This is a genomic window from Nonlabens ulvanivorans (assembly GCF_032922765.1).
Lineage (GTDB): Bacteria > Bacteroidota > Bacteroidia > Flavobacteriales > Flavobacteriaceae > Nonlabens > Nonlabens ulvanivorans.
This window is the reverse complement of record NZ_CP136694.1, coordinates 1,239,599-1,259,914: the sequence shown is the minus strand read 5'-3', so window position 1 is coordinate 1,259,914 and position 20,316 is coordinate 1,239,599. Positions and strand designations below refer to the sequence as shown.

The following is a 20,316-nucleotide window of genomic DNA, read 5'->3' as shown; positions in this document are numbered from 1 at the left end:
AATGTTTCATATAAAAATTAAATTGTGCGTTAGCTTTATACTACTGATAAGTTGGTGTGCTACTGCTCAAATACCAAACTATAGTTATGAACGCTCTCTTAAAGGTATAAGTGATGATTGGCATAGCGTTACCATACCAGATAATGTTTTTGGTAAATTACAACCATCATTTCAAGATATACGCATTTATGGTATTAATGAAAAGATGGATACAATTGAGGTTCCTTATTATTTAAAGGTTAATAAAGATCATCTAGTTATAAAAGAACATAGTTGTCAGATCATCAACTCCTCTAAAACAGATGACGGGTATTTTTACACTATTAAGCTAAATCAACAATCAGATATAAGTGACATTAAACTTCTATTTGCAGACGCAAACTTTGACTGGAAAGTAAATTTAGAAGGTAGTCACGACCAGAAGCAATGGTTTAATATTCTAGAAAACTATAGAATTTTAGATATAGATAATACATCTACAAATTATAGTTATACCAACTTAAAGTTTCCAACCGCTAACTACCTGTACTATCGTATCGCAGTTAAGAGTGATAAGCAACCTACCTTAACGTCTGTCCATATATTTATGCAAAAACTGACAGATGGTATTTTAATAGATTATAAAGTAAAAGAAATAAAGACTTCACAAGACAAAAAAATGAAGTCCAGCGAGGTCGAATTTGAATTAGTAAATCCGGTACCGGTAAGTTCTATGAAGATAAATGTAAATGGTAGCAATGATTATTTTAGACCTATCAGTATGCGATATTTATTAGATAGTGTAAAAACGGAGAAAGGATATCTCTATAATTATACAACATTTAAAAGAGGAACATTAACATCTTTAGAAGATAATGAATTTGAGTTTAATAGCACGATGGCTAAGAAATTTAAAATGGTGATTTCTAACGGTGATAATCAACCATTGGATATCAAATCTGTTGAGGTAAAAGGATTCAAATATGAGTTGATTGCGAGATTTACAGAGTCTGCAGACTATAAACTTGTTTATGGAAATAAATCAGTTCATAAACCACAATATGATATTATTAATTTTAAAAACAATGTGCCAGTAAATATTAAAGCACTCACCGTAGGTAATGAGAATCTGGTATCAAAGAAGAATCTTCAAAGCAAGACTTCATTATTTGATAATGAATTATGGCTTTGGTCCATCATGGGAATCGTTATTTTAATATTAGGCGGTTTTACTTATAAAATGTTGGGAAACACTGTTAAGGATTAATTCCTTTTAGGAACCGCTTTCGCGAAAGCAAACCTTAAAGAACAGCGCAGCTTTCAATAACTTCTTCAATAGTTAATTGTAAATGCTTAGGCAGCATATTATCCTTAGGAAGTACAGATAATTGACGGTCCTCATTACTATTAAATACCTGTTTTAATAATGGATGTGGATAGCCTAAAGCCTGACATATCTCGCGTATCAAATCAATATGATGTATTAAATCCATACTGCCTAAATGAAAAACACCACGACGTCGCTTATTAATCAAATAGTGAATTTGCTGTGTTAATTTATTAATATGAGTAGCGTTAATAACTACATTTGGAAACACTTCAATAGCTTCCTTTTGTTCTAACTGTTGTTTCAAATCATCTACTCGTGGTGTGTTATTACCAAAAATCATAGGGATTCTACAAATCACATATTTAGATGGATGCAACCTCAATAAGGCGTTCTCTATTTTTATTTTAAATCTACCATAAACACTCTCAGAGAATGTTTTATCATACTCATAACTAGGGAAATTTGTAAAACGATCAAATACATTTGCGCTAGACATAAATATAATTCTAGAATCGTTTTTAAGAACCCAATCTATAAGCCTCATGTGCAAATGTACCTGCGAGTTAACATTACCACGCACTGCACTAACTATAAATTTAGGCTTTAGAGAATCTAAAAGACCATGAATATCTTCTAGTTCCATATCCAGCTGGTGGAAATGTTGATTCTTATCAAAGTCTTTGTGATCTGTTTTATAAGTAGCATGGACATCATAATAGGGTGCAAGCTCTTTGTAGAGTGCATTACCTATAAAGCCACTACCTCCTAAAATAAGAATACGATTCAATTAATTACTTTTTATAAAATGGTAATTTAATAACGGTAGCAGGTACTAATTTCTTGCGTATTTGGATGTGGATTTTGCTTCCAGGTGTCGCAAATATCGGTGGTACATATCCCATACCTATACCTATTCCCATTGATGGAGACATGGTACCACTGGTTACAATCCCTAGGTCTTGTTGGTTACTATCTTTAATTTCATAACCACCACGAGGTATAGCACGCTCATCCATTTCAAAAGCGATTAACTTCCTGTCAACTCCTTTCTCTTTATGTTCTAGAAGTTGCTCGTGATTCACAAACTCTTTTGTAAACTTAGTTACCCAACCTAGACCAGCCTCATATGGTGATGTTGTATCATCGATATCATTACCATATAAACAATAACCCATTTCTAGTCGCAGTGTATCACGAGCAGCAAGACCGATAGGTTTAATTCCAAAGTCTGCACCTGCTTCAAATGCTTTGTTCCAGATTTGTTCTACTTCACTGTTCTTACAATAAATTTCAAAACCACCAGAACCGGTATAGCCAGTAGCACTTATTATGACATTCTCTATACCAGCAAATTCTGCCACTTCAAAATGATAAAATTTTATAGCGCTTAAGTCTACAGGTGTTAAGGACTGCATGGCCTCAACTGCTTTAGGACCTTGTATAGCAAGTAAAGAGTAATCGTCAGATAGATTTCTCATATCAGCTCCCATGGTATTATGATTTGTGATATGAGCCCAATCTTTATCTATGTTAGACGCATTAACAACTAGTAAATATTGATCTTCTTTGATTTTATATACAATCATGTCGTCAACGATACCACCAGTCTCGTTAGGTAAATATGCATATTGTGCTCTACCTACAGTAAGTTTGGACGCGTCATTTGAAGATACTTTCTGAACTAAATTATAAGCTTCAGGACCAGATATCAAAAATTCGCCCATGTGAGAAACATCAAATACACCTACATTATCACGTACGGTCTGGTGTTCAATATTAACTCCTTCATATTGTACAGGCATATTAAAACCTGCAAAAGGAACCATTTTTGCGCCTAGCGCTTCGTGTATTGCTGTAAGTGCTGTATTTTTCATGAGGTGTTTTTTTCAGTGCAGCAAATGTATGGATTAAACCTTTTAATTTTAAAAAACATAGTCATAGAAAAATGTGAAATACTACCATAAGCATTAAAAGAATAGACACTCATTTGTTAAATTGCAAGCTGTTAAAACAAATACATTGAAAATACTAAGCGCACAACAGCTAGCAGAAGCTGATCAGTCTACCATAGATAAGAACCAGATCTCGAGCAATGATTTAATGGGGCATATCGCAAAACTTATATTTGATAAGATTCACCAGCGATTGCAGGGATCACCTGTACCTATTAAAATATTTTGTGGCATAGGAAAAAATGGTGGTGATGGACTAGCTCTTGCGAGACAAATGATTCAACATGGTTATCATGTCACGACTTATGTGACCAATTGCAGTAAAAAGCGTGCGCCAGAATTTTTATATCATTATGATAAAATAAAAGAGGTTACTAAAGACTGGCCTATTTTACTTTCTTGTAAGGAAGATTTTCCTGATTTGCATCCTCAGGATATAATTATAGATGCCATATTTGGAACAGGAATTAATAGACCTATCGATGGCTGGATGGCAGATCTAGTACATTATCTTAATAAAACGCCTGCCTTTAAACTTGCGATAGATATGCCTAGTGGCTTGTATGCAAACACACCACAAGATATAGCCACACCTATAATACAGGCACAGCACACGTTCTCATTTGAGACACCTAAACTTAGTTTTTTCTTATCACAGACAGGTAAATTTACAGGTACTTTTGAGGTTGTTCAAATAGGACTTGATCCAGAGTACATGATGAAAGTAGAACCGCTGGCACAAATCATTACACCAGATGCTGCAAAAAGCATGTATAAGCCACGCGAGAAATTTAGTCATAAGGGCGATTATGGGCATGTGCTCACAATGGCTGGTAGTAAAGGAAAAGTAGGCGCTGCAGTGCTTTCCAATAGTGCAGCATTGAACATGGGAGCTGGAAAAGTGACCGCATATATTCCTGCACATGCAAATGTCATTTTACAAAGTAGCTTACCAGAAATCATGACCATATCTAGTTTAGGTGAAGATTTCATTACTGATTTTGAGCATGATATAAAAGACATCACTTTATGTGTAGGTCCTGGATTAGGTACTGGTGATGATGTGAGTTCCGCTTTCGCGAAAGCGTTATCACAACAGTCTCTACCAGTAGTTATCGATGCAGACGGGTTAAACATTCTATCTGATAACTCGGTTTATTGGAAATTAATTCCCAAAAACTCCATTTTAACACCACATGATGGTGAGTTAGAAAATCTGATAGGGCAGTGGAAGGATGATTATGATCGTCTAGAGAAAGCTAAAAAGCTATCAATAGATAAAGACGTTATTATTGTTCTTAAAGGAGCACACACTATAGTCGTATCTGGTAAGAATCTTTATATTAATGATACAGGTAATCCTGGAATGGCAACAGCAGGTAGTGGAGATGTTCTATCTGGTATAATAGCTGGCTTACTGGCTCAAAAATACGATGCACTTACGGCAGCAGTATTTGGAGTCTTTTTGCATGGTAGAGCTGGAGATATAGCTAGTCAAACCTATGCGCACGAAGGGTTAAAGGCAAGTATTATATCAAATTTTGTAGGTGCTGCAATACTAGATTTATTTAGACCAGAACCTCAACAACCGCAGCAACAATAAGAATCCTGTCTCGTTTAACTTTACTTTACTTATAATTGCATATCCATAAACAGCCCTATTAAATGGAACATCTTATATCGTCTAAGTTATTAACTCTAGAACAGTTATATAATATAGTAGAACAACCAGTAAAATTAACCTTATCGATTGATGCTAAGGAACGTATTGATAAGTGCAGAAGTTATTTAGACGATCGTTTCAGTGGTGAAGATGCTGCTGCTACTTATGGTATTAATACAGGTTTTGGATCTTTATGTAATACGCACATAGGTCCTGGTGAGCTACAGCAATTACAGCATAATCTTTTGATGTCACACGCTTGTGGAACCGGTGATGAGGTTGCACAAGAAATCGTGCGAATGATGCTGTTTCTAAAAATTCAAAGTTTAAGTTATGGACATAGTGGAATTAGTAGAGCTGTAGTAGAACGTTTAATTGCATTTTTTAATAATGAGATTTATCCTGTGATATACGAGCAAGGATCGCTAGGTGCAAGTGGTGATCTTGCGCCTCTAGCACATCTTGCCTTACCTTTAATAGGCAAAGGAGAAGTTTACTTTAAAGGAGAAAAAATTAATGCGGCTGTATTGAATGAAAAAATGGGATGGGAACCATTAAAGCTGCAATCTAAAGAAGGACTTGCACTGATTAACGGTACACAATTTATGTTAGCTTTTGCAGCGCATACATTAATCCAATCTCATAAATTATGGTATTGGGCTCATGTCACTGGTGCTATGTCTGTTGATGCTTTTGATTGTAACCTATCTCCTTTTGATAAACGCATTCATCTTATAAGACCACATGCAGGACAATTGCGTAGTTCAGATTTGATACTTTCTTTATTAGAAGATAGTCAAATTGCGGTAGGCGAGAAGGTTAATGTTCAAGATCCATATAGCTTTAGATGTATACCGCAGGTGCATGGAGCAACATGGGATACCTTACAATTTGTAAAACGAACTGTGTTAACTGAGGTGAATTCTGTGACGGATAATCCTAATATTTTTCCAGAATCAGAAGCGATTATTTCAGGCGGAAATTTTCATGGACAACCGTTAGCACTAGCTTTAGATTATCTGGGTATCGCCATGGCCGAAATTGCTAGCATTAGTGAGCGCAGAACCTTTCAGTTAATGAGTGGCACTAGAGGCTTACCTGCATTTTTAGTAAATAATCCTGGATTAAATAGTGGTATGATGATTTTACAATATACTGCTGCAAGTATCGTAAGCCAGAATAAACAATATGCTACACCAGCAAGTGTTGATAGTATAGTATCTTCAAACGGGCAAGAAGATCATGTAAGTATGGGAGCTAATGCCGCAACTAAAGCAAACCGCATTATTAAAAATGTTCAATCTGTTCTTGCAATCGAATTATTAGCCGCTGCACAAGGTATTGAGGAACGTCACCCTAAAAAAACGTCTGCCTTTTTAGAACATCTTAAATCTAGTTTAAGAGTGAGTGTTTCAACTTTGGATACTGATCGCGTCTTGCACGATGATATAGTAAAAGCTAAACAGATGATGGAGCATACTAAACTTGATGCTGATGTTATTTTTAATTAAGGGATAATCCAGTATTGATATCAATTACTCTCTGAGAAACTTCTTTGTTAGACCACACTATTGCTTCTTCAACATCTTGAAAAGCTAATAGTTTACCAGGTTTAAAAAATTTACTTTCTAAACTAGCGGTACTACTACCTTGAAGTCTTTTTTCTACGATAGCAATACCGCACAAATTTTTAAATTTTGAATTATTAGTGTGAACTAATGGGTCAATGCTATAATCATTTTCCCTTAAACTGATATAAAAAAGTGGAAAGTCTAGACCGTAGTGTTCTATAGCTACTTGCACGAGTTCTTGATTTTTAGACATGTCAAAGTGAATCCCTTCTTTAATTTTACCTATAATAACTTCAGGATAAAATTGAAATTCACCAAACTGTAAATCAACTGTTTTCATAATTCTACTTTTAAAAAGCGTGCAAAACTACGTGTTTTTTATTATGCGCGCATAATAAAAATGTAATAAATTGATTAATTAATCCTTAATAGAAACAAAAAATTATGACTCAAACGTTGTAGTTCTATATCAATATTATACCATTTGTCTTTATTCGATTAAAAGCAATAACAGCTATCATGTAGAAATATCAAAATATGAATTTAGACGTTTCTATATGTTGATGATAAGTATGTTTTAGTTAAGTAAGTTTATTTTTTCGGTTTCAAGTCTTTTTAAAGCGATCTGATGATTAGCCCATAAAATGGCTTCTGTGACACTTAAGAATTTACAGAATTTACCAGGCTTAAAAAATATACTTTCTAGTTGTACCGTGCTTTTATTCATTAGATTTCTTTCTACAACCGCGATACTACAGAAATTTTCATATTTTGAATTATATCTATGGATCATTGGATCTAGACTGTAGTTTTTATCTCTTATGCAGATAAAAGAGAAAGGTTTTAAAGTACCGTAAAACTTATCGATTAGATTATTAAATACTTTGTTTTTATAAACATCATAGTGAATCCCTTCATTCATTTTACCTATGATTATTTGAGAATGAAGTTCAAATACCCCAAAATTTAAATCAACTCTTTTCATATTGTGATTTTTATTAATCTAAAGATATGTAGGTAGAAGAATTTCTATAAAAGCGTTGTATCACATATTTAGTAATTCGATGAAATGACTTTATTAACTGATTAATAGTAGTTTACTAATAATTGATAGTTTTAATCCTCTAAAAGTCACCATTATTTAAAACCATAAAAAAACGTCTTAGTGATGACTAAGACGTTTTTTACATTGAAATTTAATAATTATTCAGATTCTATAGAATTATCTGTTGTAGATTCAGAAGTGGTTTCTGGTTTATCTGACTTTTTAGGTTTTTCTATTTTAATTTTGAGCTCATTAGACTTTTTATCTAAGTCCATAAATATAGAATCACCTTCTTGCAATTCACTATTTACAATAGCCTCTGCAAGGGCATCTTCAATATATTTTTGAATTGCTCGGTTAAGAGGTCTTGCTCCATATTGTTTATCAAAACCTTTATCTGCGATATAATCTTTTGCAGACTCACTTAAGGTTAAGTTATAACCTAAACCTTTAATACGATCGAATAGCTTTACTAATTCGATATCAATTATCTTGTGTATATCGTCTCTCTCTAATGCATTGAATACAATTACATCATCAATCCTATTTAAGAACTCAGGTGCAAATGTCTTCTTCAAAGCGCTTTCAATAACGCCACGTGCGTTATCGTCCTCAGCACTTTTGCGAGCAGCGGTACCAAATCCAACACCAGATCCAAAATCCTTTAATTTACGCGCACCTACATTAGAAGTCATGATGATAATCGTGTTTCTAAAGTCAATCTTGCGTCCTAAACTGTCTGTAAGATATCCGTCATCTAACACTTGAAGTAACATGTTGAATACATCTGGATGTGCTTTTTCAATCTCATCTAGAAGTATAACCGCATAAGGTTTACGCCTTACTTTCTCTGTAAGTTGTCCACCTTCTTCATATCCAACGTATCCAGGAGGAGCACCTATAAGTCTAGATATCGCAAATTTCTCCATGTATTCACTCATGTCAATACGTATCAATGAGTTTGAAGAATCAAATAATTCACTTGCAATCACTTTTGCAAGTTGTGTTTTACCTACACCAGTCTGTCCTAAAAATATAAAAGAACCGATTGGTTTATTAGGATCCTTTAATCCAGCACGGTTACGCTGTATCGCTTTAACAACCTGTTTTACCGCTTTATCCTGTCCAATTACTCTATTTTTAATAGAATCTCCTAGATTGAATAGTTTTTTCATCTCCTTAGTAGCAATACGATTCACTGGTATACCGGTCATCATACTTACTACTTCAGCTACATTTTCTTCGGTAACAGTATCTTTATGAAGTTTTGATGTTTCTTCCCAAGTTTCTTGAGCCTCAGTAAGAGCTTTTTCTAATTTTTTCTCATCATCACGCAGCTTTGCAGCTTGTTCATATTTCTGTTTTTTAACTACCGCAGTCTTCTCTTCTTTTACTTCCTCTAGTTGTTTTTCAAGATCTAGAATTTGTTGCGGTACTTCTATATTTGTAATATGGATACGAGAACCAGCTTCATCAAGTGCGTCGATAGCCTTGTCTGGAAGAAAACGATCGGTCATATATCTATTTGTAAGCTTCACACAAGCTTCAATAGCACCATCGGTATACGACACATTATGGTGTTCTTCATATTTCTCTTTTATATTATTAAGTATAGTAATCGTTTCCTCTACGCTTGTAGGTTCTACCATCACTTTTTGAAAACGTCTTTCTAAAGCGCCATCTTTTTCAATACTATTACGATATTCGTCTAGAGTAGTTGCTCCTATACATTGAATTTCGCCTCGAGCTAGTGCAGGCTTAAACATATTACTAGCATCTAGTGATCCAGCAGCACCACCAGCACCTACGATTGTATGAATTTCATCTATGAAAAGAATGATATCCTTATTCTTTTCTAATTCATTCATGACAGCTTTCATGCGCTCTTCAAACTGACCTCTGTATTTAGTTCCGGCAACCAGACTAGCTAGATCTAATGTTATTACCCTTTTATCATAAAGTATACGAGATACCTTACGCTCTACAATACGTAATGCTAGACCTTCTGCAATAGCACTTTTACCTACACCTGCTTCTCCTATTAGAAGTGGATTATTCTTTTTGCGACGACTTAAGATTTGAGAAACACGTTGTATTTCTTCCACACGTCCAACAACAGGATCTAGTTTACCGTCCTCGGCAGCTTTGGTTAAATCGCGTCCAAAATTGTCTAAAACAGGCGTTTTACTTTTCTTACCACCTTTAGTGGAGCCGCTTTGAGAGAATAAGTTTTCTTTTTCTTCTCCCGGATTATCATCATTAGAATCATTGTCATCACTAAATGCTCCTTCTATAGGTTCTTCAGTATATCCGTCTTCTTGTGATAATAGAGTTTTAAACTCTTCTTTAACACTGTCATAATCAACTTTAAGTTTATTAAGTAGTTTAGTTGTCGGATCATTCTCATTGCGCAAGATGCACAATAATAAATGAGCCGTGTTAATTGATGAGCTTTGAAATAATTTAGCTTCCAGAAACGTCGTTTTGAGAGCGCGTTCTGCTTGCCTTGTTAAATGTAAATTCTTTTTTTCATTTGCTGCTATGTGGGTATTAGGATTTGCTGGGCTCAGTATCTCAACCTTACGACGCAAATGATCTAAATCTACTGTTAAGTTATTCAATATATCGATGGCTTTGCCATCTCCATCTCTTAATAGACCTAGCATTAAATGTTCTGTTCCTATAAAATCGTGTCCTAACCTAAGCGCTTCTTCTTTGCTGTAGGCAATCACGTCCTTGACTCTTGGTGAAAAATTATCGTCCATATTGCTACTTTGAGTTAAATGTAATGAATTCTCTTAGTTCAATATGTATACCATTTTGTTAAATGATGATTTTAAAGAACACGCTTTCGCGAAAGCGTAGGACAAAACCCTTTAAAACACCGCAATAACCCAATTGTTAAACTTATCCACATTTAAGTTATTAGTATGTTAATAAAAAGAGTGGTTATGATGGTGTAAAGCCTTATTAAGACTAGGTTTTTCATTAAATTGCTTGCTTATTAAAAAAGTATTAATTAAACGTTTTTTAAATGGCAGATGGAGAAAAGTTAATCCCGATTAACATCGAGGATGAGATGAAATCAGCATACATCGATTACTCGATGTCAGTCATAGTGTCACGAGCACTGCCAGATGTGCGAGATGGATTAAAACCAGTACACAGGCGTGTTCTTTACGGTATGTATGAGCTAGGTGTATTGTCTAATAGAGGATATAAAAAGAGTGCGAGAATAGTAGGTGAAGTATTAGGTAAGTATCACCCACATGGTGATACGTCTGTTTACGACACTATGGTGCGTATGGCGCAAGATTGGTCACTACGATATATGCTTGTTGATGGTCAAGGTAACTTTGGTAGTGTTGATGGTGATCCACCAGCAGCTATGCGTTATACTGAGGCTAGAATGAGAAAAATATCTGAAGAAATCCTTGCAGATATAGATAAAGAAACTGTAGATACACAGCTCAATTTTGATGATACATTAAATGAGCCTACTGTAATGCCTACTAGAATTCCTAACTTATTAGTTAATGGAGCTTCTGGTATCGCTGTAGGTATGGCTACTAACATGCCGCCACACAACCTTACAGAAGTTATTGATGGAACTATTGCTTACATAGACAATAATGACATTGAGATCGATGAATTAATGACGCATGTAAAAGCTCCAGATTTTCCTACTGGTGGTATTATATATGGTTATGATGGTGTTAAGGATGCTATGCATACAGGACGAGGACGTATTAAAATACGTGGTCGTGTGAGACTAGAAGAAGTAAAAGGTCGAGAATGTATCATCGTTGATGAATTACCATATCAGGTGAATAAAGCTGATATGATTAAGAAAACGGCAGATCTAATTAACGAGAAGAAATTAGAAGGTATCTCTATGATTAGAGATGAGTCTGACCGTAATGGAATGCGTATCGTTTATATTTTAAAACGTGATGCAATTCCTAATATTGTCATCAATAAATTATATAAGCATACGGCTTTACAATCTTCTTTTAGTGTTAATAATATTGCCCTTGTAAAAGGACGTCCACAACTTCTTAATGTAAAAGAGATGATCCACTATTTTGTGGAACATAGACACGAAGTAGTTGTAAGACGCACACAATTTGAATTGCGTAAAGCAGAAGAAAGAGCCCACATTCTTGAAGGATTAATTATTGCTTCTGATAATATAGATGAAGTTATTGCTTTAATAAGAAGTAGTAAGAATGGAGAAGAGGCTCGCGAAAAACTAATTGAGCGCTTTGAGCTATCAGAAATTCAAGCTCGAGCAATTGTAGAAATGCGTTTAAGACAACTTACCGGTCTTGAACAGGATAAGTTACGTAATGAATACGAAGACTTAATGGCTACAATCACTGACTTAAAAGATATTCTTGCAAATAGAGATCGTCGTATGACGATTATTAAAGAAGAATTAATTGAAGTACAGGAAAAGTATGGTGATGAACGTCGCTCTCAAATAGAATATGCAGGTGGTGATTTATCTATAGAAGATATGATTGCTGATGAACAGGTTGTTATAACTATTTCGCATGCAGGATACATTAAAAGAACTCCTATTACTGAGTATAAAACTCAAAATAGAGGTGGAGTTGGACAAAAAGCAAGTACAACACGTGATGAGGACTTCCTAGAAGATATTTTTGTAGGGACCAATCATCAATATATGTTGTTCTTCACAGAGAAAGGAAAGTGTTTCTGGATGAGAGTTTATGAAATTCCTGAAGGTAGTCGTACATCTAAAGGTAGAGCGATTCAAAATCTAATAAATATTGAACAAGACGATAATGTAAAAGCTGTCATCTGTACTCAAGATATTAAAGATGAAGAATATATTAATAGTCATTATGTGATCATGTGTACTAAAAAAGGTGTGGTGAAGAAAACATCTTTAGAACAGTATTCCAGACCACGTACTAACGGTATTAATGCAATAACTATTCGTGAAGGAGATACTTTATTAGAGGCCAAGCTTACAACTGGTGATAGCCATGTGATGTTAGGTCTTAAAAGTGGTAAGGCTATCAGATTTGACGAAGCAAAAACACGTGCTATGGGTAGAAATGCTAGCGGTGTTAGAGGAATAAGACTTGCAGATGATAATGATGAGGTCATCGGTATGGTTGCTGTAAATGATATGGATTCTAATATTTTAGTAGTATCCGAAAAAGGATATGGTAAAAGGTCTAGTCTAGATGATTATAGAGAAACCAATCGTGGAGGAAAAGGTGTGAAAACAATTTCTGTTACTGAAAAAACTGGAGGATTAGTAGCTCTTAAGAATGTAACGGATGATGATGGACTTATGATCATCAATAAGTCAGGAGTTGCTATACGTATTGATGTTAAAAACCTGAGAGTTATGGGACGTGCAACCCAAGGAGTGCGTTTAATTAATTTAAAAGGAAACGATTCAATTGCCGCTGTCGCGAAAGTTGCTCAGGAAGAAGACTCTGAAATCAATGAAGACGGTAGTGACGCTGATTTGAATAGTGATGGCACGACTGTTGTAAATGATGATAGCGAAGAATAAATTAAAAACATTTCAAGATGAAAATTAGATTAACGATATTATTTCTAGCAATTGCTGCTTTAGGATTTGCTCAGAAGCGTGAATTCAGAAAGATTGAAAATGCAATTACGAAAGGTGATTTACCTGAAGCGATTGAGATTTTTTCAACTATTAATGAATCTGAAGTAGAGGAAGAGTATAAAGGACAGTATAGTTTTTACAAGGCTGCATCACTAATAGATGTAACAGGTGAGACTAAGCCTACTTTAGAAACTGCTTATGCTGCTTTAGATGCTATGAATAAAGCAGAAAGTTTAGGGTATAGTAATCCTGCATTGATGGGCCAAGTAAAAAAGTATATTAACGATAGTTTGTTGCAAATTGCAAATAAAAAATTAAATTCTAAAGATAATAGTGGTGCTTTAGAGATAGTTAATAAACTTTCTTCTGAATCACCACAGGATTTAAATATGCTTTATAATGCTGCAAATTTAGCTTATCAAGTTGGAGAATTTGAACAAGCAGAGGAGCAATATTTAAAATTATTCAATAAAGGATTTACGGGTGAAGTAATTACTTATACAGCTGTTAATAAATTGACAAAGGTAGAAGAGTCTTTTCCAAATTTGACTTTGAGAGATGTGTCCGTTAAAACTGGGTCACATGTTTCTCCTTCAGAATCTAAATCCCCTTCACAATTAGGACGTATAGTAACTAATTTAGTTTGGTTACAAAAGAATAATGGTGACATGGCATCAGCTAAAGCAACATTTTCTAAAGCATTAAAGCTTTATGGTAATGATGAATCTTTGAAGATATCTAAAGCAGATAATTATTTGACTTTAGGGATGATGAAAGAATATGAGGAAGCAAATAAAGCATTGTCAGATGAAGTTAAAGATCCTAAAGTTTATGATAATCTAGCGTTAGCAGCAATTAATGCTAAAGAATATGATCAGGCTATTAAGTATTATGAGAAAAGTTTATCTATGAAACCTGATAATTTTATTTCTCTATCTAATTTAGGTGTAGCCTATGTGCAAAAAGGAAATCTAGAAACGACAAGTGCTGCTGATCAACAAACTCTTTATAATAAAGCAATACAGGTGTATGAAAAGGCTCATAATCTTGATTCTAGTAACAAGAATATAATTAATACGCTTATTAGTCTTTATGGTGTATTTTCTATGGAAGATAAAATTACAGCAATGAAGGCTAAGCTGTAATTTTCAATTATGCAATAAAAAAAGCCTGCTATTAGCAGGCTTTTTTTATTACATAATTTTTTTAATAACTCTTAATTTGTGAGTATGTAAATGTCTTTCCACATTAAATATTCCGCTTTGATCTAACCGGTCTATTCGGACCTTACCGTGTGCGTGAATAATGTAATTATCTCTCATTATTAAACCTACATGTGTTATGTGACCTTCATTGTTATCAAAAAAAGCTAAATCTCCTTCTTCTGCTTCTTCTATAAAACTAAGTACTTCTCCTTGCTTAGCTTGTTGACTGGCATCTCGATTTAATTTAAATCCACACAATCTATAAACCAATTGGGTAAAGCCGCTGCAATCTATTCCTAGCGGAGTTCTTCCACCCCATAAGTAAGGAGAGTTAAGTAATAATAAGGCGTTATTAATTAAATCTGATTTATTACTTCCTGAAGTACTTTCAAGCTGATAAGAATCTGCTAGGTATTTTGAAGTTGAAACCTGAGCGCCGATTGTGATTGTACTCAAAGATTCATTATGATGTGTTATATGACTAATTAAATCCTTGGCATATTCATGCTTAGAACGATCAATTTCATGATACGTTTCAGCTTCTATTTCAATAATTTGTTTAATATCGATCCACCCTTCATAAGAATCATGAGCTAATCTAATTTTGACCCATTTCTTTCGTTCTTCAATTATTTTGAAATATTCTCCATAGAGTACTTGAGATACCATTTCACTAGTATCCTTTGCTTCAAGACGCATTGGCGCAACCGAAATAGGGCAAATCCCGTACTTCATAAAAAAATTAACCTTTTTTAATTACCATTGCACTTGCGCCACCGCCACCATTACAGATTGCTGCAGCTCCTATAGAACCATTTTCTTGGTTTAATATACTTAATAAGGTTGTGATAATTCGTGCACCACTGCATCCTAATGGATGACCTAATGAAACTGCACCACCATATACATTAACATTTTTATCTGTTAATCCTAGAATCTTCATGTTAGCTAATCCAACAACGGCAAAAGCTTCATTAAACTCGAAAAAGTCTACATCATTTTGAGTGAGGCCTGCTTTTGCTAATGCAATAGGTAAAGCTTTTGCAGGAGCAGTTGTAAACCATTTTGGTTCTTGTGCCGCGTCTGCATAGCTTAACACAGTGGCAATAGGAGTTAAGCCTAGAGATAAAGCTTTTGATTCACTCATTAAAATCAAAGCAGCAGCACCATCATTGATAGTCGAGGCATTTGCTGCGGTTACGGTACCGTCTTTACTAAATGCAGCTCGTAAAGCTGGAATTTTCTCTATTTTAACGTTCGTATATTCTTCATCATGATCTACAATAATGTCTTCACCACGACGTTGAGGAACAGCAACAGGAACGACTTCATTATCAAACTTCCCGTTTTTCCAAGCAAGTGCTGACCTTTGGTAAGACTGTACGGCATAATCATCTTGATCAGCTCTTGAGAAATCATGTTCTTGCGCACATAAATCAGCGCAAACACCCATCGCATTCTGATCATATGCATCAACGAGTCCATCTTTTTGCATTCCGTCTATTAAAGTAGCTGGGCCAAATTTCTGTCCTGTTCTCATATGCACATAATGCGGAATCATACTCATATTTTCCATACCACCAGCGACTACAATATCTTTATCACCACAGGCGATAGCTTGAGCAGCCATCATTACTGTTTTCATTCCACTTGCACATACCTTATTAACGGTGGTACACGGAACATCCATAGATAATCCCGCTCCTAATGCAGCTTGTCTTGCCGGCGCCTGACCAGTGCCTGCTTGAACTACATTTCCCATTATAACTTCTCCTACTAAATTCGAATCTAAATTTATTTTATCAAGTGCACCTTTTATAGCGATACTACCCAATTTAGTAGCAGGGATAGTAGATAATTTCCCCATAAAACTGCCTATGGGTGTTCTAGCATATGATACAATAACTACTTTCTTCATTACAATCTCTTTTAGCGCGAAAATAAACAATATTCATATGATAAAAAGTGAAGTTTATACTTAATTAGAGTTGTAATTAATAGAGTAACATATTTTATGTAGCTTTTAAACAGATCTCCAAACTAAATTGTTAATTTGTAAATGATGAAAAAGAATAATTCTAGTTTCTATAAGTATCAGGATATTTTAATCCGAATTGCCATAATAATTGCGTCCACAATTATAACAATCTACTTTTTCCCTAAAAGTGATCGATTCAAATACGATTACAAAAAAGGTGAACCATGGCAATATGAGACATTATATGCTCCGTTTTCTTTTCCTATAAAGAAAAGTCCAGATGCTATTAAACAAGAAATTGATTTTATTAAGCAGAATACGCCTAAGTATTTTGATATCGAACCTAATATATCCTATGTTGTCAAGGAAATTGTTCAAAATGAGTATCGAATTATCACTCCTGATACTATCATTACATCAAATTTAGATAGAGAATTTAATGAAGTAGACTTTGTTTTAGATCAATTTTACACAAATTATTATCTAGAAAAGCCACTTGAAATAGATGAAAATCAGTCTGTTATAATTCAAACAAAGGAAGGTTTTGAAGAGGTTGCTTATCATAAAATAGTGAAGCCTAAGGACCTTAAAAACAAAATAACTTCTATAATTAAAGAAACAGAGTTTAAGGATAAAAAGTGGCTTGCTGAGGTTTTATTAAAAAACATTAAATCCAATGTAAATCTAAATCTGAATCTTACTAATCAAATTATAGAAGATGAAGTGAGTAAAGTATTACCTACTAGAGGTGTGGTGCCTTTAAATTCTCGTATAATAGCTCAAGGCGAAATTGTTGAAGGAGAAAAATATCAAATACTAAATACTTTGAATGAAACTTATCAAGCGCAAACTTGGTCGGAATCTCAATATGTTTGGAGATTAATAGGTTATATTATTTTAGTGGCGTTAACCTTTACGATTTTACTATTATTCCTATTTAATTATCGACCAGATATTTATAACAACTCTCGGAAATTACTTTTTATATTTTTCAACTTACTAACAATTATCCTACTTACAACTTTAGTTGTAAATATAAATTCTCTTTATGTATATGTTGTTCCTGTGTGTATTTTACCATTGATTCTTAAATCTTTTTTTGATGCAAGAGTAGGTCTGTTTACTCATGTTTTGACAATCTTAATATTAAGCTTTATAGTACCTAATGGAGAGGAATTTCTATTTCTTCAGATAATTGCCGGAATTGTAACTATTTTATCTAGTTCAGAAATTTATAAAAGAGCTAATCTCTTTATTACTATAGGTCAAATTGTTTTGATATACGTAAGTTCTTATTTTGCATTTTACGCTATTAATCAAGGCGGTGTAATAGGTTGGGAGTGGAATAAAGTAAGTTATTTCATTTTATGTGGATTAGCGATGTTGTTTGTTTGGCCGCTTATTTATATTTATGAAAAGCTTTTTGGTTTAGTTAGTGATGTTTCCTTATTAGAATTGTCAGATACTAATTCCAAGTTATTAAAAGAGCTTTCTAATAAAGCGCCAGGTACTTTTCATCATTCTTTAAATGTTGCTAATATTGCAGAGTCAGCGGCAGACGCTATAAATGCTAATGCAATGTTAGCTAGAGTGGGAGCTCTATATCATGACATTGGTAAAATGGGGAATCCGACATATTTTTCTGAAAACCAAGGTAGTGGTATTAATCCCCATGACGACTTAGATCCCGAAGAGAGTGCTTCCATTATTATTAATCATACGATTACGGGAATTGAGATAGCAAAGAAATACAAAATGCCCGACCGAATTATTGATTTTATAAGAACTCATCATGGTGATTCTACCGTTTATTACTTTTACAAAAAAGCATTAGCAAGTAATCCTAATTTAGATATTAAGGATTATCAATATCCGGGACCTAAACCTTTTAGTCCGGAAACAGCAATTTTAATGATTGCAGATAGTGTTGAAGCAGCCTCTAAGAGTTTGAAAAATCCTACTTCTACTAGTATTAATATGTTAGTAGAAAATATCATTAACAAACAAGTAGAAGAAAAACAATTTATAAATGCTGACATAACGTTTAAACAAATTGAAATTATCAAGTCAGTGATTAAAAAGAAGTTAGCTAATATCTATCATTTGAGAATAGAATACCCAGAATAATTTTTACAAAAAAGTTTCAAAAATGCTTGCAGGAACTATAATATCAATTACCTTTGCAACCGCTTTTGGAAACAATCGCATAGTTCTTTTTATTTAGGAGAGGTGCCAGAGTGGTAATGGAGCAGATTGCTAATCTGTCGACGGGCAACCGTCGCCAGGGTTCGAGTCCCTGTCTCTCCGCAATTTTCTAAATAATAGATGATCTTTTCGGGGTGTAGCGTAGCCCGGTCATCGCGCCTCGTTTGGGACGAGGAGGTCGCAGGTTCGAATCCTGCCACCCCGACAAAAAGCCTTTCAATCTTATGATTTTAAGGTTTTTTTTATTTTTAAATTCCATTTTATGAAAGTAGGATTAGCCCTTTCTGGTGGTGGTGCAAAAGGGATTGCCCACGCTGGTGTTCTTAAGGCTTTAAAAGAGCATGATGTACTAGTTCATAAAATTTCAGGTACAAGTGCTGGAGCTTTAATAGGCGCCTTATATGCTGCTGACATAGATATTGAAGATATCTATAAATTTTTCAGAAGTTCTAATTTATTTCACCCTAGTAAATTTGCGTTTGGGCAACCAGGTTTTATAAAATCTAATGTGTTTATTGATCATATTAGTTCCTATATTCCTGTTGATTCATTTGAGTCTTTAAAACTACCATTAATTGTTGCTGCAACAGACCTCAATAAGGCAACACTTAAACTTTTTGATTCTGGAGAGTTGTACATGGCTATTTTAGCGAGTGCAGCTTTTCCTGGAGTATTTACACCGGTAACTATCAATGATAATGTTTACATTGACGGTGGAGTAATTAATAACTTTCCTATTGACTTATTAGAAGATTGTGATATAAAATTAGGTAGTTATGTTAACAAGATAGAGCCATTAAATAAAAAAATGAAACATTCTTATGATGTTGCAGGACGTGCTTATTCAATTAGTCAATATCATCGAGATTCTTCTAAGTTTTATCAAGCTGATTTAATGTTTGAACCAGAAGAGCTTTATCCATTTGGCTTATTTAGCTTTAGGTCTTTGCGTAAAATGTTTGATATTGGTTATGAAAATGCCTGTAGACAATTAGATAAATCATTACTTTTTGATTGATTCTGTTTTTCTAATTTTAATATAATATGGATTCAGTTTTAATGGACATATTTATCCTATAAAACCTTTATTGCGTAAATTGCGGTAAAGCAATTTATATGCAAAGGGATCTTCAAAATCTTAGGAAAAATTATGGCAAAGGTGCTTTAGTAGAAGATAGTCTTCCTCAAAACCCATATGACTTATTTGAGGAATGGTTTAATGAAGCTAAATCACATATGTCGGTTGATGAGGTAAATGCAATGAGTTTAACCACTCTAGGAGTTGATGGCTATCCTAAATCTCGTATTGTGTTACTTAAAGAAGTTGAAAAAGGTTGTTTTATCTTTTATTCAAATTATGGTTCTGAGAAGGGGAAATCTATGGAGCTACATTCCAAGGTTTCAATACATTTTTTTTGGCCTGCTTTAGAAAGACAGATCATTATTAAAGGAGATGTAAGTAAAGTTTCTACTGAAAAATCGTGTTCCTATTTTAAAAGTAGACCTAGAGGTAGCCAATTGGGAGCATGGGCAAGTAACCAAAGTTCAATAGTGAAAACTAGAACAGAACTTGAGCAGCAACTAGAAGATTATAAAATTAAATTTGAAAATCAAGAAATTCCATTGCCAGATAATTGGGGTGGCTACTCAATCTCTCCCATATCATTTGAATTTTGGCAGGGTAGACCCAATAGACTTCATGATCGATTTTTATATGTAATGAATGGATCAGACTGGTCTAGTAATCGATTAGCTCCATAAAAAGTTTGCT

At 34.1% G+C, this 20,316-nt stretch carries 15 protein-coding genes and 2 tRNA genes; 10 read left to right on the top strand and 7 right to left on the bottom strand.

The genetic code is table 11. The annotated features are described in order from the left end of the window. The first annotated feature begins 1 nt into the window (after position 1). Complete coding sequence (locus R1T42_RS05720) at positions 2-1,246, top strand: DUF3999 family protein (RefSeq protein WP_317291633.1); 1,245 nt, start codon at positions 2-4, stop codon at positions 1,244-1,246. Positions 1,247-1,280: 34 nt separating this feature from the next. On the opposite strand, the gene R1T42_RS05715 is transcribed toward R1T42_RS05720, so the two are convergent. Both R1T42_RS05715 and gcvT read right to left on the bottom strand, forming a co-directional pair. Continuing rightward, on the bottom strand, positions 1,281-2,096 hold the full coding sequence (locus R1T42_RS05715) for a sugar nucleotide-binding protein (protein WP_042246893.1): 816 nt from the start codon (positions 2,094-2,096) through the stop codon (positions 1,281-1,283). A 4-nt stretch (positions 2,097-2,100) separates the two neighbouring features. Then, positions 2,101-3,183: a glycine cleavage system aminomethyltransferase GcvT gene (gene gcvT / locus R1T42_RS05710; protein ID WP_317291632.1), complete on the bottom strand. Its 1,083-nt coding sequence runs from the start codon at positions 3,181-3,183 to the stop codon at positions 2,101-2,103. Positions 3,184-3,328: 145 nt separating this feature from the next. On the opposite strand from gcvT, the gene R1T42_RS05705 reads away from it, so the two are divergent. Further along, on the top strand, positions 3,329-4,864 hold the full coding sequence (locus tag R1T42_RS05705) for an NAD(P)H-hydrate dehydratase (RefSeq protein ID WP_317291631.1): 1,536 nt from the start codon (positions 3,329-3,331) through the stop codon (positions 4,862-4,864). A 62-nt stretch (positions 4,865-4,926) separates the two neighbouring features. Next, positions 4,927-6,435 carry a histidine ammonia-lyase gene (hutH, locus tag R1T42_RS05700; RefSeq protein WP_317291630.1) on the top strand — a complete coding sequence of 503 codons (1,509 nt, stop codon included), beginning with the start codon at positions 4,927-4,929 and terminating at the stop codon, positions 6,433-6,435. Here hutH and R1T42_RS05695 read toward each other — a convergent pair. The 3 genes from R1T42_RS05695 to R1T42_RS05685 all read right to left on the bottom strand — a co-directional run bounded on the left by R1T42_RS05695 (position 6,428) and on the right by R1T42_RS05685 (position 10,305). Beyond that, positions 6,428-6,835, bottom strand: coding sequence for a hypothetical protein (locus R1T42_RS05695; RefSeq protein WP_317291629.1), 408 nt, complete (start codon positions 6,833-6,835; stop codon positions 6,428-6,430). The two genes, hutH and R1T42_RS05695, sit on opposite strands and share 8 nt — an antisense overlap. A gap of 237 nt (positions 6,836-7,072) precedes the next feature. Next, on the bottom strand, positions 7,073-7,480 hold the full coding sequence (locus R1T42_RS05690; protein WP_317291628.1) for a hypothetical protein: 408 nt from the start codon (positions 7,478-7,480) through the stop codon (positions 7,073-7,075). Between the two features lie 218 nt (positions 7,481-7,698). Beyond that, a complete protein-coding gene (locus R1T42_RS05685) occupies positions 7,699-10,305 on the bottom strand; it encodes an ATP-dependent Clp protease ATP-binding subunit (protein ID WP_036584883.1) in 2,607 nt (868 codons plus the stop codon). A 269-nt stretch (positions 10,306-10,574) separates the two neighbouring features. Here R1T42_RS05685 and gyrA point away from each other — a divergent pair, with 269 nt between their 5' ends. Beyond that, positions 10,575-13,097: a DNA gyrase subunit A gene (gene gyrA / locus R1T42_RS05680; RefSeq protein WP_317291627.1), complete on the top strand. Its 2,523-nt coding sequence runs from the start codon at positions 10,575-10,577 to the stop codon at positions 13,095-13,097. A gap of 17 nt (positions 13,098-13,114) precedes the next feature. Further along, the gene (locus R1T42_RS05675; protein WP_317291626.1) at positions 13,115-14,302 is read left to right on the top strand and encodes a tetratricopeptide repeat protein; all 1,188 of its coding nucleotides are present in this window, start codon (positions 13,115-13,117) and stop codon (positions 14,300-14,302) included. A 48-nt stretch (positions 14,303-14,350) separates the two neighbouring features. On the opposite strand, the gene R1T42_RS05670 is transcribed toward R1T42_RS05675, so the two are convergent. Both R1T42_RS05670 and R1T42_RS05665 read right to left on the bottom strand, forming a co-directional pair. Next, entirely contained in the window at positions 14,351-15,097 is a 747-nt protein-coding gene (locus tag R1T42_RS05670; protein ID WP_036584887.1) for a C40 family peptidase, read from the bottom strand. A 7-nt stretch (positions 15,098-15,104) separates the two neighbouring features. Continuing rightward, positions 15,105-16,280, bottom strand: coding sequence for an acetyl-CoA C-acyltransferase (locus R1T42_RS05665; RefSeq protein WP_317291625.1), 1,176 nt, complete (start codon positions 16,278-16,280; stop codon positions 15,105-15,107). Between the two features lie 144 nt (positions 16,281-16,424). Here R1T42_RS05665 and R1T42_RS05660 point away from each other — a divergent pair, with 144 nt between their 5' ends. The 5 genes from R1T42_RS05660 to pdxH all read left to right on the top strand — a co-directional run bounded on the left by R1T42_RS05660 (position 16,425) and on the right by pdxH (position 20,306). Further along, positions 16,425-18,467 (top strand): HD family phosphohydrolase, encoded by a 2,043-nt coding sequence (locus tag R1T42_RS05660; RefSeq protein WP_317291624.1) that lies wholly within the window; start codon positions 16,425-16,427, stop codon positions 18,465-18,467. 96 nt (positions 18,468-18,563) lie between these two features. Further along, a tRNA-Ser gene (locus R1T42_RS05655) sits at positions 18,564-18,647 on the top strand. 28 nt (positions 18,648-18,675) lie between these two features. Beyond that, positions 18,676-18,750: transfer RNA gene (locus R1T42_RS05650), tRNA-Pro, on the top strand. Between the two features lie 57 nt (positions 18,751-18,807). After that, positions 18,808-19,563, top strand: a complete 756-nt coding sequence (locus tag R1T42_RS05645) for a patatin-like phospholipase family protein (RefSeq protein WP_042247121.1) — start codon at positions 18,808-18,810, stop codon at positions 19,561-19,563. A 98-nt stretch (positions 19,564-19,661) separates the two neighbouring features. Continuing rightward, positions 19,662-20,306 carry a pyridoxamine 5'-phosphate oxidase gene (pdxH, locus tag R1T42_RS05640; RefSeq protein WP_317291623.1) on the top strand — a complete coding sequence of 215 codons (645 nt, stop codon included), beginning with the start codon at positions 19,662-19,664 and terminating at the stop codon, positions 20,304-20,306. Positions 20,307-20,316: the final 10 nt, after the last annotated feature.

Coding starts and splice junctions, on each gene's coding strand:
- pdxH (WP_317291623.1), top strand. CDS start 19,662: ATGCAAAGGGATCTTCAAAATCTTAGGAAAAATTATGGCAAAGGTGCT.
- gcvT (WP_317291632.1), bottom strand. CDS start 3,183: ATGAAAAATACAGCACTTACAGCAATACACGAAGCGCTAGGCGCAAAA.
- R1T42_RS05695 (WP_317291629.1), bottom strand. CDS start 6,835: ATGAAAACAGTTGATTTACAGTTTGGTGAATTTCAATTTTATCCTGAA.
- hutH (WP_317291630.1), top strand. CDS start 4,927: ATGGAACATCTTATATCGTCTAAGTTATTAACTCTAGAACAGTTATAT.
- R1T42_RS05690 (WP_317291628.1), bottom strand. CDS start 7,480: ATGAAAAGAGTTGATTTAAATTTTGGGGTATTTGAACTTCATTCTCAA.
- R1T42_RS05720 (WP_317291633.1), top strand. CDS start 2: ATGTTTCATATAAAAATTAAATTGTGCGTTAGCTTTATACTACTGATA.
- R1T42_RS05665 (WP_317291625.1), bottom strand. CDS start 16,280: ATGAAGAAAGTAGTTATTGTATCATATGCTAGAACACCCATAGGCAGT.
- R1T42_RS05670 (WP_036584887.1), bottom strand. CDS start 15,097: ATGAAGTACGGGATTTGCCCTATTTCGGTTGCGCCAATGCGTCTTGAA.
- R1T42_RS05645 (WP_042247121.1), top strand. CDS start 18,808: ATGAAAGTAGGATTAGCCCTTTCTGGTGGTGGTGCAAAAGGGATTGCC.
- gyrA (WP_317291627.1), top strand. CDS start 10,575: ATGGCAGATGGAGAAAAGTTAATCCCGATTAACATCGAGGATGAGATG.
- R1T42_RS05660 (WP_317291624.1), top strand. CDS start 16,425: ATGAAAAAGAATAATTCTAGTTTCTATAAGTATCAGGATATTTTAATC.
- R1T42_RS05675 (WP_317291626.1), top strand. CDS start 13,115: ATGAAAATTAGATTAACGATATTATTTCTAGCAATTGCTGCTTTAGGA.
- R1T42_RS05685 (WP_036584883.1), bottom strand. CDS start 10,305: ATGGACGATAATTTTTCACCAAGAGTCAAGGACGTGATTGCCTACAGC.